Source organism: Mesorhizobium sp. M0029 (genome assembly GCF_040323735.1).
Classification (GTDB): Bacteria; Pseudomonadota; Alphaproteobacteria; order Rhizobiales; family Rhizobiaceae; genus Mesorhizobium.
Window position 1 is genome coordinate 138444 of sequence record NZ_JAMYVF010000002.1, and the last position, 14250, is coordinate 152693.

At 61.6% G+C, this 14250-nt stretch carries 13 protein-coding genes and 1 tRNA gene; 1 reads left to right on the forward strand and 13 read right to left on the reverse strand.

Features of this window, described 5'->3' with window-relative positions:
- Window positions 1-92 precede the first annotated feature (92 nt).
- Both NKJ76_RS03855 and NKJ76_RS03860 read right to left on the reverse strand, forming a co-directional pair.
- Entirely contained in the window at window positions 93-749 is a 657-nt protein-coding gene (locus NKJ76_RS03855) for an outer membrane protein (RefSeq protein WP_352536809.1), read from the reverse strand.
- A gap of 317 nt (window positions 750-1066) precedes the next feature.
- A tRNA-Lys gene (locus tag NKJ76_RS03860) sits at window positions 1067-1142 on the reverse strand.
- Between the two features lie 322 nt (window positions 1143-1464).
- Between NKJ76_RS03860 and NKJ76_RS03865 the strand changes: the two genes are divergently transcribed.
- Window positions 1465-1965, forward strand: a complete 501-nt coding sequence (locus tag NKJ76_RS03865) for a BA14K family protein (RefSeq protein ID WP_023724353.1) — start codon at window positions 1465-1467, stop codon at window positions 1963-1965.
- Window positions 1966-2056: 91 nt separating this feature from the next.
- Here the strand turns inward: NKJ76_RS03865 and glpK are convergent, their stop codons facing one another.
- The 11 genes from glpK to NKJ76_RS03920 form a co-directional block, all read right to left on the reverse strand.
- Entirely contained in the window at window positions 2057-3550 is a 1494-nt protein-coding gene (glpK, locus tag NKJ76_RS03870; protein ID WP_352536810.1) for a glycerol kinase GlpK, read from the reverse strand.
- 89 nt (window positions 3551-3639) lie between these two features.
- Entirely contained in the window at window positions 3640-5367 is a 1728-nt protein-coding gene (locus NKJ76_RS03875) for an ABC transporter substrate-binding protein (RefSeq protein ID WP_352536811.1), read from the reverse strand.
- A 77-nt stretch (window positions 5368-5444) separates the two neighbouring features.
- Window positions 5445-5732, reverse strand: coding sequence for a DUF2160 domain-containing protein (locus NKJ76_RS03880; protein WP_023670977.1), 288 nt, complete (start codon window positions 5730-5732; stop codon window positions 5445-5447).
- A 67-nt stretch (window positions 5733-5799) separates the two neighbouring features.
- Window positions 5800-6714 carry a carbohydrate ABC transporter permease gene (locus NKJ76_RS03885; protein WP_023670976.1) on the reverse strand — a complete coding sequence of 305 codons (915 nt, stop codon included), beginning with the start codon at window positions 6712-6714 and terminating at the stop codon, window positions 5800-5802.
- Window position 6715: 1 nt separating this feature from the next.
- Window positions 6716-7582, reverse strand: a complete 867-nt coding sequence (locus NKJ76_RS03890) for a carbohydrate ABC transporter permease (RefSeq protein WP_023712374.1) — start codon at window positions 7580-7582, stop codon at window positions 6716-6718.
- Window positions 7583-8674, reverse strand: a complete 1092-nt coding sequence (locus NKJ76_RS03895) for an ABC transporter ATP-binding protein (protein WP_023684651.1) — start codon at window positions 8672-8674, stop codon at window positions 7583-7585.
- Window positions 8675-8684: 10 nt separating this feature from the next.
- The gene (locus NKJ76_RS03900; protein WP_023670973.1) at window positions 8685-9764 is read right to left on the reverse strand and encodes an ABC transporter ATP-binding protein; all 1080 of its coding nucleotides are present in this window, start codon (window positions 9762-9764) and stop codon (window positions 8685-8687) included.
- A 38-nt stretch (window positions 9765-9802) separates the two neighbouring features.
- Window positions 9803-11323, reverse strand: a complete 1521-nt coding sequence (gene glpD, locus NKJ76_RS03905; protein WP_023724350.1) for a glycerol-3-phosphate dehydrogenase — start codon at window positions 11321-11323, stop codon at window positions 9803-9805.
- Window positions 11324-11440: 117 nt separating this feature from the next.
- The gene (locus NKJ76_RS03910) at window positions 11441-12208 is read right to left on the reverse strand and encodes a DeoR/GlpR family DNA-binding transcription regulator (protein WP_023734329.1); all 768 of its coding nucleotides are present in this window, start codon (window positions 12206-12208) and stop codon (window positions 11441-11443) included.
- 115 nt (window positions 12209-12323) lie between these two features.
- Complete coding sequence (locus tag NKJ76_RS03915; RefSeq protein WP_155923318.1) at window positions 12324-12770, reverse strand: hypothetical protein; 447 nt, start codon at window positions 12768-12770, stop codon at window positions 12324-12326.
- Between the two features lie 14 nt (window positions 12771-12784).
- On the reverse strand, window positions 12785-14200 hold the full coding sequence (locus tag NKJ76_RS03920) for a pyridoxal phosphate-dependent decarboxylase family protein (protein ID WP_023688617.1): 1416 nt from the start codon (window positions 14198-14200) through the stop codon (window positions 12785-12787).
- Between the last annotated feature and the right edge of the window lie 50 nt (window positions 14201-14250).

Genomic DNA, 14250 nt, shown 5'->3' on the forward strand with positions numbered 1-14250 from the left:
CCCCCTCACAGCGGCGGGTTTCTTGTGGCCAGAGAGTGCCTCCCGAAAAGCCCCGCCGGCTCACGCTTCGCTGGCGGGCGATCTCTCTACTGCTAGAATTTCATCGCGACGCCGACGCGGAAGTCGTGCGTCTGAACCGTGTGTTCGAGTGTGCACCCGCCACCGCAATATTCTAGCGATTTCTTGCCAAAGAAGGAGAAATCATACTCTCCGCGCAAAAACACGTTGTGGGTGAGTGCGACGTCTAAACCTGCTCCAACGATGCCGCCTACCAAGGTGGCATCGCGCTCCGCGTCGCCACCTGGATAGAACGTCTTCAACTTCGCTGCGGTTACACCCGCAGTGACGAACGGCATGTACGCGCCCATGTCCATGCCGACTCGACCCTTTACAGAGCCGAACAACCCGGTGGATGCGTCGAGGACGCCTGGTCCTGGAATGTCGTTGAAGGTGTTCTTTTTGAAGCGATACCCAAGCTCGCCTTCGAGGCCGTAGACAATCGTGCCGGACTGGAAGTTATAGCCCGCAAAGCCGCCGATTGTTGCCGAGCCTGGGCTGTGGGTAGCACCGGCACCAATGTTCGGCTCATGTATCTTGTAGTGTTCCAGCGTCCCCGCGCCGAAGATACCAGCGTAAGGTCCTTGCCAGGTCCATTCAGGGGTGTCCACAGGAGCAGTAATGGTGTCGGCGGCGATCGCCGGCGTGGTCACCGAAAGCGCGATAAGTGAAGCGAAAAGAAAGGCTTTCATCGGAATCCCCAGCACAATGTCAGGAACTTAGTGCCATAAACCTGCAATCTTGTATGTAGCTAGTAAGCCACACCTGTCGGCTAAGTTGCCGCCGTTGAGTCCGTCGACGTGAATTGAGGGGATCGCCGGCCAGTCGACTATTCGAACGTCCTCAATCACACCCATGATCGCCTCGTGATGTCGCATCAACCAAGGCGAGTGTGGCACTGTCACAGACGAAACAATGGCCAGTTTTCCGGACATAGTGCGGACATGGATTTCAGCGGACACAAAAGGCCGCCCTCACCTCCCGCAACTCCTTGATTTTCCTCAGTTTCTGGTGAGCGCGTCGGGGTTCGAACCCGAGACCTACTGATTAAAAGTCAGTTGCTCTACCGGCTGAGCTACGCGCTCCCGCGGGCTCTAAAGGCCGCCCTCGAAATTGCGCGGAACATAGGGAGAGTGCCGCGACCGGTCAACCGGAAAAAGATGGCCCTTCGACCGGGGTTTCAGCCATCGCCAGACGCGCCGCAAATTGCGTCGTCACCAGCCCGGTGAGCCGCTCCCGCAACGTGGTCGCCGCTTCGATCTGTTGGCGCGCGAGACGCGCCTTTTCTCACGCGCCGAATTCGAGAAACATTACAAATCAGCAACTTACTGTTTTGGTGGGAACCATCGCACGAGCGGGCCGTTTTCGTCTCACAAGGGACGTCAACCACCCTTCAAGGAGAAGATCATGAACAAGATCGCAACGGGTCTACTGGCGACCACCCTGTCAATTTCGTTTGCCGCGGCCGCCGCTATGCCGGCCAATGCCGCCCAGATGTTCGTGCCCCAGTCATCAGCAACTTCGTCCGACATCGTGAATGTGGGCGATTCTCGTCATGACAACTGGCGGTGGATGCGCCACGGCAACCGCAATTCCGGCAATCGCGATTTCCGCGTAGGCCGCCAGTTCTCGCGCAACAATGATGGCGGCAGCTATTGGAATGGCCATCGCGGCTATCGCGAATATCACCGCGGCTATCGCCGTCACGGCGACTACTGGTTCCCGCTGGCTGCCTTCGCCACCGGCGCCTTGATCACCGGTGCGATCGTCAACAGCGAGAACAACCGCGTCTACGGCGGCGATGCGCATGTGCAGTGGTGCTACGACCGCTATCGCTCCTACCGCGCCTCGGACAACACATTCCAGCCCAACTACGGCCCTCGGCGGCAGTGTAATTCGCCTTATTGATGTGTTTAGGGCGAAGTTAGGGTAGGACGGAGCCTGCGCCGGCAACGGGCGCGGGCTTCGTCTTTTCGCGGACTTGGTCTTAAGTGCGAAATCAGGACGCGCTCAATGTCCGGCGCACCGCGTCGCGCCAACCCGCCAGTTTTGCCGAGCGGGTGTCGGCATCCATGTCCGGCTTGAAGCGGCGCTCGAGCGCCCAACTCCTGGCAAAATCCTTCGCCTTCGGCAACACACCCGCCTTCGAGCCGGCAAGCCACGCTGCGCCCAGCGCCGTGGTCTCCAGAATGGTCGGGCGATCGACCGGCGCATCGAGGATATCGGCCAGCCGCTGCATGGTCCAGTCGGAGGCCACCATGCCGCCGTCGACGCGAAGCACGGTTTTGGCCGATGCCCCCTTCCAGTCCTTGCGCATGGCGTCGAGGAGATCGCGCGTCTGGTAGGCGACGGATTCAAGCGCCGCGCGGGCGAACTCCGCCGGGCCAGAGTTGCGGGTCAGCCCGAAGATCGCGCCACGCGCCTCGGCGTCCCAATGCGGCGCGCCGAGACCGACGAAAGCCGGCACGAGATAGACGTTCTGCGTAGGGTCGGCGGTTGCCGCCAATACGCCGCTATGCTCGGCCTTGCCGATCACCTTGATGCCATCGCGCAGCCATTGCACGGCGGCACCCGCGATGAAGATCGAGCCTTCCAAGGCATAGGTAGTCTTGCCGTTCAGCCGATAGGCGATGGTGGTCAACAGCCGGTTCTTCGAGCGCACCAGATCGGCGCCGGTGTTGAGCAGCGCAAAGCAGCCGGTGCCATAGGTCGATTTCATCATGCCTGGCTCGAAACAGGCCTGGCCGATGGTCGCTGCGTGCTGATCGCCGGCCACGCCAAGGATTTTGGTTTCGGCGCCAAACAGGCTTTTTTCCGTCACGCCGTAGTCGTCGGCGCAATCCTTGACCTCAGGCAGCATCGCCACCGGGATGCGCAGGATGGAGAGCAGCTCGTCGTCCCAGACATTTTTCTCGATGTTGTAGACCAGCGTGCGCGAGGCGTTGGTGGCATCCGTCGCATGTACCTTGCCGCCGGTCAGCCGCCAGATCAAAAAACTGTCGATGGTGCCGGCGAGCAGTTCGCCCTTTTCGGCGCGCTTTCTCGCACCGTTCACCTTGTCCAGCATCCAGGCGATCTTGGTGCCGGAGAAATAGGGATCGAGCAGTAGGCCGGTCTTTTTGGTGAACTTTTTCTCCAGGCCGTGTTTCTTCAGCTTCTGGCAGAGCGGCGCGGTGCGGCGGTCCTGCCAGACGATGGCATTGTGGATCGGCTTGCCGGTCGCCTTGTCCCAGATGACGACGGTTTCGCGCTGGTTGGTGATGCCGATCGCCGCCACATCCGAGGCCTCGCGGCCGGCGGCCTTCAGCGCGCCTTTGACCGTCGCGACGACGCTTGCCCAGATCTCTTCCGGATCATGCTCGACCCAGCCGGAGGCAGGATAATGCTGGGTGAATTCCTGCTGCTTGCTGCCGGCGACCTTCATCGCGCCGTCGAACAGGATCGCCCTGGTCGATGTCGTACCCTGGTCGATTGCAAGGATGTATCCGGTCATTAGTCCTCCCGGTAGCTCGCCTATACAAACAGGGGAGACGGCAAGATGCCGCCTCCCCGTTCACTATGATCCTGGCGCGTACGCCAAGATTACTTCTGCCAGCTCTTCACCAGTTCGTCGTAGTTGATGGTGATCGGCTTTTCCTTCTCGTTCTCGATCTTCAGCTGAGGCGCGAGATTGCCGTTCTTGACCGCGTCGGCGTTCCAGTAGGCGAGGTCATGCTCTTCGGCCATCTTCGGGCCGATATCGCCCTGGACGCCCGACTTCTCGATGCGGGTCATGACTTTTTCCTGCTCGGCGCAGAGCGAGTCCATGGCTTCCTGCGCCGTCTTGGCGCCGGACGAGGCATCGCCGATCGCCTGCCACCAGAGCTGTGCCAGCTTCGGATAATCGGGCACGTTGGTGCCAGTCGGCGACCACTGAACGCGGGCCGGCGAGCGGTAGAACTCGATCAGACCACCGAGCTTCGGCGCACGTTCGGTGAAGCTCTTGTCGTGGATCGTGCTTTCGCGGATGAAGGTCAAGCCGACATGGCTCTTCTTCACGTCGACCGTCTTCGAGGTCACGAACTGCGCGTAGAGCCAGGCGGCCTTGGCGCGGTCGGTCGGCGTCGACTTCATCAGCGTCCAGGAACCCACGTCCTGATAGCCGAGCTTCATGCCGTCCTTCCAGTAGACGCCATGCGGCGACGGGGCCATGCGCCACTTCGGCGTACCGTCGTCGTTCAGCACCGCCTTGGCGCTGGCGTCGACCATCGAAGCGGTGAAGGCGGTGTACCAGAATATCTGCTGCGCGACCGCACCCTGTGCCGGCACCGGGCCGGATTCGGAGAAGGTCATGCCTTGGGCTTCGGCCGGAGCGTAGGCCTTCAGCCAGTCGAGGTATTTTTGGATCGAGTAGACGGCAGCCGGGCCGTTGGTGTCGCCGCCGCGCGCCGTGCAGGAGCCGACCGGCTGTGATTTCTCGTTGACCTTGATGCCCCATTCGTCGACCGGCAGGCCGTTCGGCAGGCCCTTGTCGCCGTTGCCGGCCATCGACAGCCAGGCATCAGTGAACCGCCAGCCGAGCGACGGGTCCTTCTTGCCGTAGTCCATGTGGCCATAGACCTTCTTGCCGTCGATCTCGCGGCCGGTGAAGAACTCGGCGATGTCCTCATAGGCCGACCAGTTGACGGGAACGCCGAGGTCGTAGCCGTATTTCGCCTTGAAGTCGGCCTTGTTCTTCTCGTCGTTGAACCAGTCGTAACGGAACCAGTAGAGGTTGGCGAACTGCTGGTCGGGCAGCTGATAGAGCTTCTTGTCCGGCGCGGTGGTGAAGGAGGTGCCGATAAAATCCTTCAGGTCGAGGTTCGGATTGGTAACGTCCTTGCCCTCGCCCGCCATCCAGTCGGTCAGGTTGCGGACCTGCTGGTAGCGCCAGTGGGTGCCGATCAGGTCGGAATCGTTGACCCAGCCGTCATAAAGGTTCTGGCCGGTCTGCATCTGGGTCTGGATCTTCTCGACGACGTCGCCTTCCTGGATGACGTCATGCGTGATCTTGATGCCGGTGATGGCGGTAAAGGCCGGCGCCAGCACCTGCGATTCATACTGGTGGGTGGCGATGGTTTCGGACACGACCTTGATGTCCATGCCGGCGAAAGGCTTCGCGGCATCGATGAACCACTGCATTTCTGCTTCCTGGCCGGCGCGGTCGAGCGTCGACAGCGGGCCGATTTCCTTGTCCAGAAACGCCTTGGCCTCATCCATTCCGGCGTAGGCGTTGCCTACCCCGAGCAACAGGACAAGGGCAGTTGTTGATGTTAAAAATTGCCGTCGCATAGGTTTCCTCCACATTTAGGTTTCAAGTGTGATCTGGAACGGCCGCCGGCACGCGGTCGCTCCAACAGTTTCCCCCTCTATACGTAGCGGAACACGCCAACGGCGTAGACCACGGAGAGAGCGAGAGCCCACCACAGGTTGGATCCGACAAGACCCAGCCAAGCGAGATGGATAAAGGCGCTGCCAAGCAGCGACAGAAAAAGACGGTCGCCGCGCGTCGTCTCGAAGCGCAGGATGCCGACGCGCGGATTGCCGCCCGGCGAGGCAAATTCCCAAAACGCCATGCCGCACAGCAGCAGAAGAATGGTGCCGAAGAACGCCGCCGTCGGCCACGTCCACGCCATCCAGGTGAGGTCGAGATTCATGGTGACACCCTCCCCAGGGCAAAGCCCTTGGCGGTGGTGGTGAGGATGAACCCGTGCGTTTGTTTCATCACACCCTCCCCAGGGCGAAGCCCTTGGCGATGTAGTTGCGGACAAACCAGATGACGAGCGCGCCGGGGATCAGCGTCAGCACACCGGCTGCGGCGAGCAGGCCCCAATCCATGCCGGCGGCCGAAACGGTGCGGGTCATGGTGGCGGCGATGGGCTTGGCATCGGTGGTCGTCAGCGTGCGAGCGATCAAAAGTTCGACCCATGAGAACATGAAGCAGAAGAAGCAGGCGACACCGATGCCGCTGGCGATCAGTGGCATGAAGATCCTGACGAAGAAGCGCGGGAAGGAGTAGCCGTCGATATAGGCTGTTTCGTCGATCTCTTTGGGCACGCCCGACATGAAGCCTTCGAGGATCCACACCGCCAGCGGCACGTTGAACAGGCAGTGCGCCAGCGCCACCGCGATGTGGGTGTCGATCAGGCCGAAGGCCGAATAGAGCTGGAAGAACGGCAGCGCGAACACCGCCGGCGGCGCCATGCGGTTGGTCAGCAGCCAGAAGAACAGATGCTTGTCGCCGAGGAAGCGGTAGCGCGAAAAGGCGTAGGCCGCCGGCAGCGCCGCAGCCACGGAAATCACCATGTTCATGACAACATAGGTGATCGAGTTGATGTAGCCCGAATACCAGGACGCATCGGTGAAGATAGTGACGTAGTTGGCGATCGTAGGCTGATGCGGATAGAGCGTCAGCGAGGAGACGATCTCGGCATTGGTCTTGAAGCTCATGTTGATGAGCCAGTAGATCGGCAGCAGAAGCACGATGATGTAGATCGTCGGCACGATCCACCACCAGCGCGATTCCTCGCCGCGCTTGCGCATCAGCCGGGCGACCTGATCCTGCGAAAGCGTGCTCGCCAATTTTCCCGAAGCGGTGGTTTCGCTCACTCTGTCGGCTCTTTCGTTGGCGCCGCTCATCTCAGCGCTCCGCGTCGTAGTTGGTCATCACGGTGTAGAACACCCACGACAACAACAGGATGATCAGGAAGTAGACCAGCGACATGGCGGCCGCCGGACCGAGGTCGAACTGGCCGAGCGCGGTCTTGACGAGGTCGATCGACAGGAACGTGGTCGAGTTGCCGGGGCCGCCGCCGGTGACGACGAAGGGCTCGGTGTAGATCATGAAGCTATCCATGAAGCGCAACAGCACGGCGATCAAAAGCACACGCTGCATCTTCGGCAGCTGGATATAACGGAACACCGCCCAGCGCGAGGCGCCGTCGATCTTGGCCGCCTGGTAGAAGGCATCCGGGATCGAAACCAGGCCGGCATAGCAGAGCAGCACGACAAGGCTGGTCCAGTGCCAGACGTCCATGATGATGATGGTGACCCAAGCGTCGAACGAATCCTGCACGTAATTGTAGTCGATGCCGAGCGCGTTGACGTAGTAGCCGAGCAGGCCGATGTCGTTGCGGCCGAAGACCTGCCAGATGGTGCCGACGACGTTCCACGGAATGAGCAGCGGCAACGACATAAGCACTAGGCAGACCGGCACGCCCCAGCCCTTCTTCGGCATGTTGAGCGCGATGAAGATGCCGAGCGGCACTTCGATGGCCAGGATGATGAAGGAGAAGATCAGGTTGCGCACCATCGCTTCCCAGAAGCGGCTGGACGACAGCAGTTCCTCGAACCACTGGGTGCCTGCCCAGAAGAAGACGTTGTTGCCGAAGGTGTCCTGCACCGAATAGTTGACGACCGTCATCAGCGGAATGACGGCCGAGAACGCCACCAGCACCAGCACCGGAAGCACCAGGAACCAGGCCTTGTTGTTCCAGGTCTTTTCCATCTATGCCCCCATCTCGACACGCCCCATCTCAACCAGCCAGGAATCGGCATAGATGTTGATGCCGGCCGGATCGAAACGAACCTTTGGGTCGGCCGGCACGCTCTCGTCCTCGCCGATGACGGCAGCGATCTCGCGGCCTTCGAGGCTGGCGCGCACCACCTTGTGGCGGCCGAGATCCTCGACCTTGCTGATTTTAACCGCCATGCCGTCACGGCCGAGCCTGACATATTCGGGGCGGATGCCGAGTTCGATGGCGCCGGAGCTCCCAGCGGCGGTCTTTGGCGCGCCGGGCAGCTCGATCCGCTGGCTGCCAATGGTCGCGGTCTTGCCGTCGATCGCCACCGGCATGACGTTCATGCCGGGCGAGCCGATGAAGTAACCGACGAATGTGTGGCGCGGGCGCTCGAACAATTCGGCCGGCGTGCCGATCTGGACGATGCCGCCATCATACATGACGACGACCTGGTCGGCGAAGGTCAGCGCCTCGGTCTGGTCATGGGTGACATAGACCATGGTGTAGCCGAAGCGGCGGTGCAGTTGCTTCAACTGCGAGCGCAGCACCCACTTCATGTGCGGATCGATAACCGTCAGCGGTTCGTCGAACAGGATGGCATTGACATCCGAGCGCACCAGGCCGCGGCCGAGCGAGATCTTCTGCTTCTGGTCGGCGGTCAGGCCCCTCGCCTTCTTCTTCGCCCACGACTCCAGGTCGATCATCTCCAGCGTCTCCCGCACCTTGCGGTCGACATCGGCCTCCGGCACGCCGCGGTTGCGCAGCGGGAAGGCCAGATTGTCGTAGACGGTCATGGTGTCGTAGATGACCGGGAACTGGAACACCTGCGCGATGTTGCGCTCCTGCGTCGACAGATTGGTGACGTCCTTGCCGTTGAACAGCAACTCACCGTGCGAGGGGTGCAGAAGTCCCGAAATGATGTTGAGCAGCGTGGTCTTGCCGCAACCCGAAGGCCCAAGCAGCGCATAGGCGCCGCCATCCTCGAATGTGTGGTGCACTTCCCGCAGCGCAAAATCGGCATCCTTCTGCGGATTGGGCAGGTAGGAGTGCCTGACATGGTTGACGTCGATGCGCGCCATCTCTTCCCCCTCAGGCCGCAAGCTTCGGCGCGGCGACGGCGCTGCCGTTGCTGTCGAAGACCATGATGTGGCGCGGATCGATAAACACCTCGATCTCGGCGTCGGGCTCGAAATCGCGGATGCCGTGGGTCAGCATGACCCAGCGCGCATCGGCAAAATCGAGATGGATGAAGCTTTCCGAGCCGGTGATCTCGGTGATCGTCACCTTGGCGCGCACAGGCACCGCGGCAGCGTTGGGCCGCTCGAGCGACAGATGATGCGGCTGGAAGCCGATCGTGTAGTTGGCGTCGGAAATGCCGGCGAGTTCGGCCGGTACCGGCAGCTTGACGCCGCCCTCGAGAAGGAAATCGGGACCTTTCTTGGCCAGCACGATGGTGTTGAGCGGCGGATCGGCAAAGGTTTTCGCCGTCACCAGGTCGATCGGCTTGCGGAAGACGTCGATGGTCGGCCCGAATTGGGTGATCCGCCCCTCGGACAGCGTCGCCGTATTGCCGCCGAGCAGCAAGGCTTCATGCGGCTCGGTCGTGGCGTAGACGAAAATAGTGCCGGCGGCGGCAAATATCTTGGGCAGTTCGGCGCGCAGCTCCTCGCGCAATTTGTAGTCGAGGTTGGCGAGCGGCTCGTCGAGCAGCACCAGGCTGGCATTCTTGACGATGGCGCGGGCCAGCGCCGTACGCTGCTGCTGGCCGCCGGACAGGCTGAGCGGCGTGCGGTCGAGATAGGGTGTGAGCTTCAAAAGCCCTGCCGCGTTGCGGACTTCCTTGTCGATCTTGGCCTGGTCGTTGCCGGCGACGCGCAACGGCGAGGCGATGTTCTCGTAGACGGTCATCGCGGGGTAGTTGATGAACTGCTGATAGACCATGGCGATCTTGCGCTGCTGCACCGGCATGCCGGTGACATTCTGGCCGTCGAACCAGACTGAACCGGTGGTCGGCACGTCGAGTCCGGCCATCAGCCGCATCAGACTGGTCTTGCCCGACAGTGTCGGCCCGAGCAAAACGTTGAGCGAGCCGTGCTGAAGCGTCAGCGACACGTCGCGGATATGCTCCACCGCGCCGACCATCTTCGTCACGTTTCTCAGTTCCAGCATGATGCCTCCTCCCAGGCTTTGTGCATCAATCGCCTTCCCTATTCCGCTGCCGCGACATGGCGCCGGCTGATGCCGCGCATGAATTCGTCAAGCGCCGAGGCCTGTTCGCGGCTGAGATGCAGACCCCGCTTGGTGCGACGCCACAATACATCTTCGGCGGTCAGCGCCCATTCGTTTTCGCTGAGGTAGCGTACCTCGGCCTCATAGAGATCGGCGCCGAAATTGCGGCCGAGATCGGCGTTCGACTTGGCAAGGCCGAGCAGCACTTGCGCGCGCGTGCCGTAAAGCCTGGTCAACCGACGCGCCAGGCGCTGGTCGAGGAAAGGATAGGCGCTCTTCAGCTTCGCCACCTGGACGTCGAAACCGGTGGCCGGGAAATCGCCGCCCGGCAAGGGCGCGTTCGCCGTCCACGGCTTGCCGCGCTTGCCGAGAAAACCTTCGACCTTTTCCAGCATCGATTCCGACAACCGGCGGTAGGTGGTGATCTTGCCGCCGAAAGCGTTGACCATCGGCGCCTTGCCCCCGCCGCCATCGGCTTTCAGCACATAGTCGCGGGTCGCTTCCTGCGCCTTCGAAGCGCCGTCGTCATAGAGCGGGCGCACGGCAGAATAGGTCCAGACGATATCGGGACGCGTCACGGCTTCAGCAAAATATTCGCTCGCCGCCGCGCAGAGATAGTCGATCTCGGTGTCGCTGATCTTCACGTCATGCGGATCGCCGGGATAGTCGCGATCGGTGGTGCCGATCAGCGTAAATTCTTCCTCGTAAGGGATGGCGAAGATGATGCGCCCGTCCTTGTTCTGGAAGAAGTAGGCGCGCGGATCATCGAACTTCTTTTTGATGACGATATGACTGCCCTGCACCAGGCGCACATTGTGCACGTCGTTCTGGCCCACAGTGGTCGACAGGACGTGGTCGACCCACGGACCGGCGGCATTGACCAGCAGCCGGGCCTTGACCTCCTCTGCCTCTCCCGTCTGCACGTCTTCCACGCGGATCGCCCACAGATCGCCTTCGCGCCGCGCCCCGACGACTTTCGTGCGGGTGCGGATGGTGGCGCCGCGGTCGGCGGCGTCACGCGCGTTCAATGCCACCAGCCGGGCATCGTTGACCCAGCCGTCCGAGTACTCGAAAGCCTTGTGAAACAGCGGCTTCAGCGGCTTGCCAGCCGGATCCTTGGACATGTCCAGTGTCCGGGTCGCCGGCAGCAATTTGCGGCCACCAATATGATCGTAGAGGAACAGGCCGAGCCGGATCAGCCAGGCCGGGCGCAGGCCCTTGGCGTAGGGCAGCACGAAGCGCATCGGCCAGATGATGTGCGGCGCGTTCTTCCACAGAACCTCGCGCTCCATCAGCGCCTCGCGCACCAGCCGGAACTCGTAGAATTCGAGGTAGCGCAGACCGCCGTGGATCAGCTTGGTCGAGCCGGAGGAGGTTCCGCTGGCAAGATCGTTCATCTCGGCCAGAAATACCGAAAAGCCCCGCCCAACGGCGTCGCGGGCGATGCCGCAGCCATTGATGCCGCCACCGATGACGAAGATGTCACGGACTGCGTCCACAAAGCCCTCCCGCGATTTCGCATTGCAGCATTTTTAGGTTTTTACGAAACCGTAGCGGGATTATTTCGAAATAAGAACGAATGTCAAACGAAATGTAACGGGACCGTGATCGATAGCTTAGCCGAGCGACGTTTCGATCAATTGAACCTCCGCTTCCTCGCAGATCTTGCGCACCGACGGGATGTCGCAACGGTCGGTGATGAAGGTGTTGACTTGCGAGAGATGGCCGATGCGAACCGGCGCGGTGCGTTCGAACTTGGTCTGGTCGGACACCAGGATGACATGCCTGGCATTGGCGATGATGGCTTGCGCCACTTTCACTTCGCGAAAGTCGAAATCGAGCAACGCGCCGTCATGGTCGATGGCCGAGGCGCCGATCACCGCATAGTCGACCTTGAACTGCCTGATGAAATCGACCGCGGCCTCGCCGACAACGCCGCCGTCGGAGCCGCGCACGACGCCGCCGGCGATTACCACCTCGATCGAAGGATAGATGCGCATCCTGTTGGCAACATTGATATTATTGGTGATGACCATGAGCCCGGTATGGTCGAGCAGCGCCTTGCTGACCGACTCGGTCGTGGTGCCGATATTGATGAACAAAGATGCGTTGTCGGGTATCAGCCTGGCCGCCGCGCGGCCGATCGCCTCCTTCTCGTCGGCGGCAATCTTGCGGCGCGCCTCATACTCCATGTTCTCGATGCCGGACGGGAACAAGGCCCCGCCATGAATGCGCGTCAGCAGCCGCTGATCGCAGAGATCGTTGAGGTCCTTGCGGATGGTCTGCGGCGTCACGTTGAAGTGCGTGGCGAGGCCATCGACCAGCACACGGCCATGGTCCTTCGCCATCTGGATGATTTCGGCATGGCGCGGCGACAAATACACTGAGAACCTCCCGTTTTCGTTTTTCTTGTTTGTAGCTGAAAACGAAAGCAATGAAAAGGGAGACGCCGGCTAATGAAATATCGATGATTGCAAAGGCGAACCGGGCAGATACGGCTCAGACCCGCTCCGCCACCTTGCGGGTGACAGCCGCGACTTTACCTGGCGAGCGGATCATCAGGAAATTGCCGGACCAGTATCCCGGGATTCGCCAAGTGCCTTTGATCTCGGTTGCATCACCGTTGATGATGCCGCTGTAGTGAATCGGGTGCGCCTTCAATTGGGCCTTGTCGTATGTCTTGGTAAAGGAGACGGCGTTGCCCTCTCGCTGCCCCTGCAGGCTTGCGTATCTTGCCGTGCTGGTCGCCGCCGGTTCGTGGGTCATCCCCGTCAAGCTGGTTGCCGTCTCGATTAGCGTTGCAACGAAGGAAACCGGCGGCAGTTCGCGCGGATAGAAATAGCGCCCGCTCCAGACGCCCGTCAGATTCTGGCTGACCCCTTCAGCCCTTCCGGCCATATGCTTGCTCGCAAATCCTTGCTGGCTTGCCCCGGCGGCGGCAACCACCCGGGCAATCCCTGTCAGTCCTTCGGGGATCTTGCACACTCGCAGATGACAGTGAAGGCGGTATCGACATCGGCCGCGGTTGTCTCGAACTGGCCTGCCTGGAAGCGGATGGCGACCCGCCCATCGACACGCGTCTGCGTCAGGTAGATACGGCCGTCATTGTTGATGGCGTCGACCAGACGCAGATTGTGCTCGTCGCAGTCAGCGCCGGATGCGGCGCGATGCCGGAACGAGAACAGCGACAGCATCGGCTGGCTGGCGAGCTCGAAATCCTCCTCCTCGGCCAGGCGCGCTGCTATGCCTTCGCTCCAGGCGACGTGATTGCGGATCATGGTGCGCAGCGCCTCGAGGCCATGGGCGCGCAGCAGGAACCACAGCTTCAGCGCCCGGAAGCGACGGCCGAGAGGCACCGACCATTCGGAGTAGTTGATGATGCCGTCATGGCCGCGAGTTTTCAGATAGTCCGGCTTGATCGCCAGCGTGCGCACGAGATCCTCCGGCTGGCGGACGAACTGGATCGAGCAGTCGAATTGCGCGCCCAGCCATTTGTGCGGGTTGAAGACGATCGAGTCCGCGCCCTCGACACCGGTCCAGAAATGCCGGTATTCCGGACAGATCATCGCCGATCCGGCCCAGGCGGCGTCGATATGCAGATAGAGCCCCTGGCGTTTGGCCACCGCGGCCACTTCAGCGATGTCGTCGGTGCCGCCGGTGCTGGTGCCGCCGACGCACGCGATGATGCCGGCCGGCAATAGGCCGGCGGCGCGGTCGGCAACAATCGCCGCTTCCAAAGCCGCGGTATCCATGGCGCGGTAGGTGCCAGCGACGGGAATGCGGACGAGGTTTTCCTCGCCAATGCCGGCGACCCAGATGGCGCGGTCGATCGAGGTGTGCACCTGGTCGGAGGAATAGACGCGCAGCCTGCCCTGCCCGGAAAGACCCTTCTTGTTGCCCTGCCAGTCGAGCGTGCGCTCGCGCATGGTCAACACGGCGGCCAGCGTCGCCGATGATGCGGAGTCCTGGATCACGCCGGAAAAGCCTTCGGGCAGGCCGAGCGCCTGGCGCATCCAGTCGACGATGCGCGTCTCAAGCTCTGTCGCCGCCGGCGAGGTCTGCCACAGCATGCACTGCGCGGCCATCGCAGAGACCAGATATTCGGCCACCACCGAGACGGGTGCTGCATTGGCCGGGAAATAAGCAAAGAAACGCGGATGCTGCCAATGCGTCATGCCGGGCACGATCTTGGCTTCGAAATCGGCGAAGATCGTCTCCATCGATTCCGCGGCCTCCGGCGGAGAAGCTTCGATGCTCCTGAAGATCTCGCCCGGCGCTATGGCAGGTCGCACGGGCCGATCGCGAAGGCCGGCGCGGTAATCAGCGCCCCAGTCGGCGGCGCGCCTCGACCAGTCGCGGAATTGCTCGTTGTCCATGGATCCTCCCGACGCGCCCATCAGCCAGCCGTTTGAATTTTGATTAACAT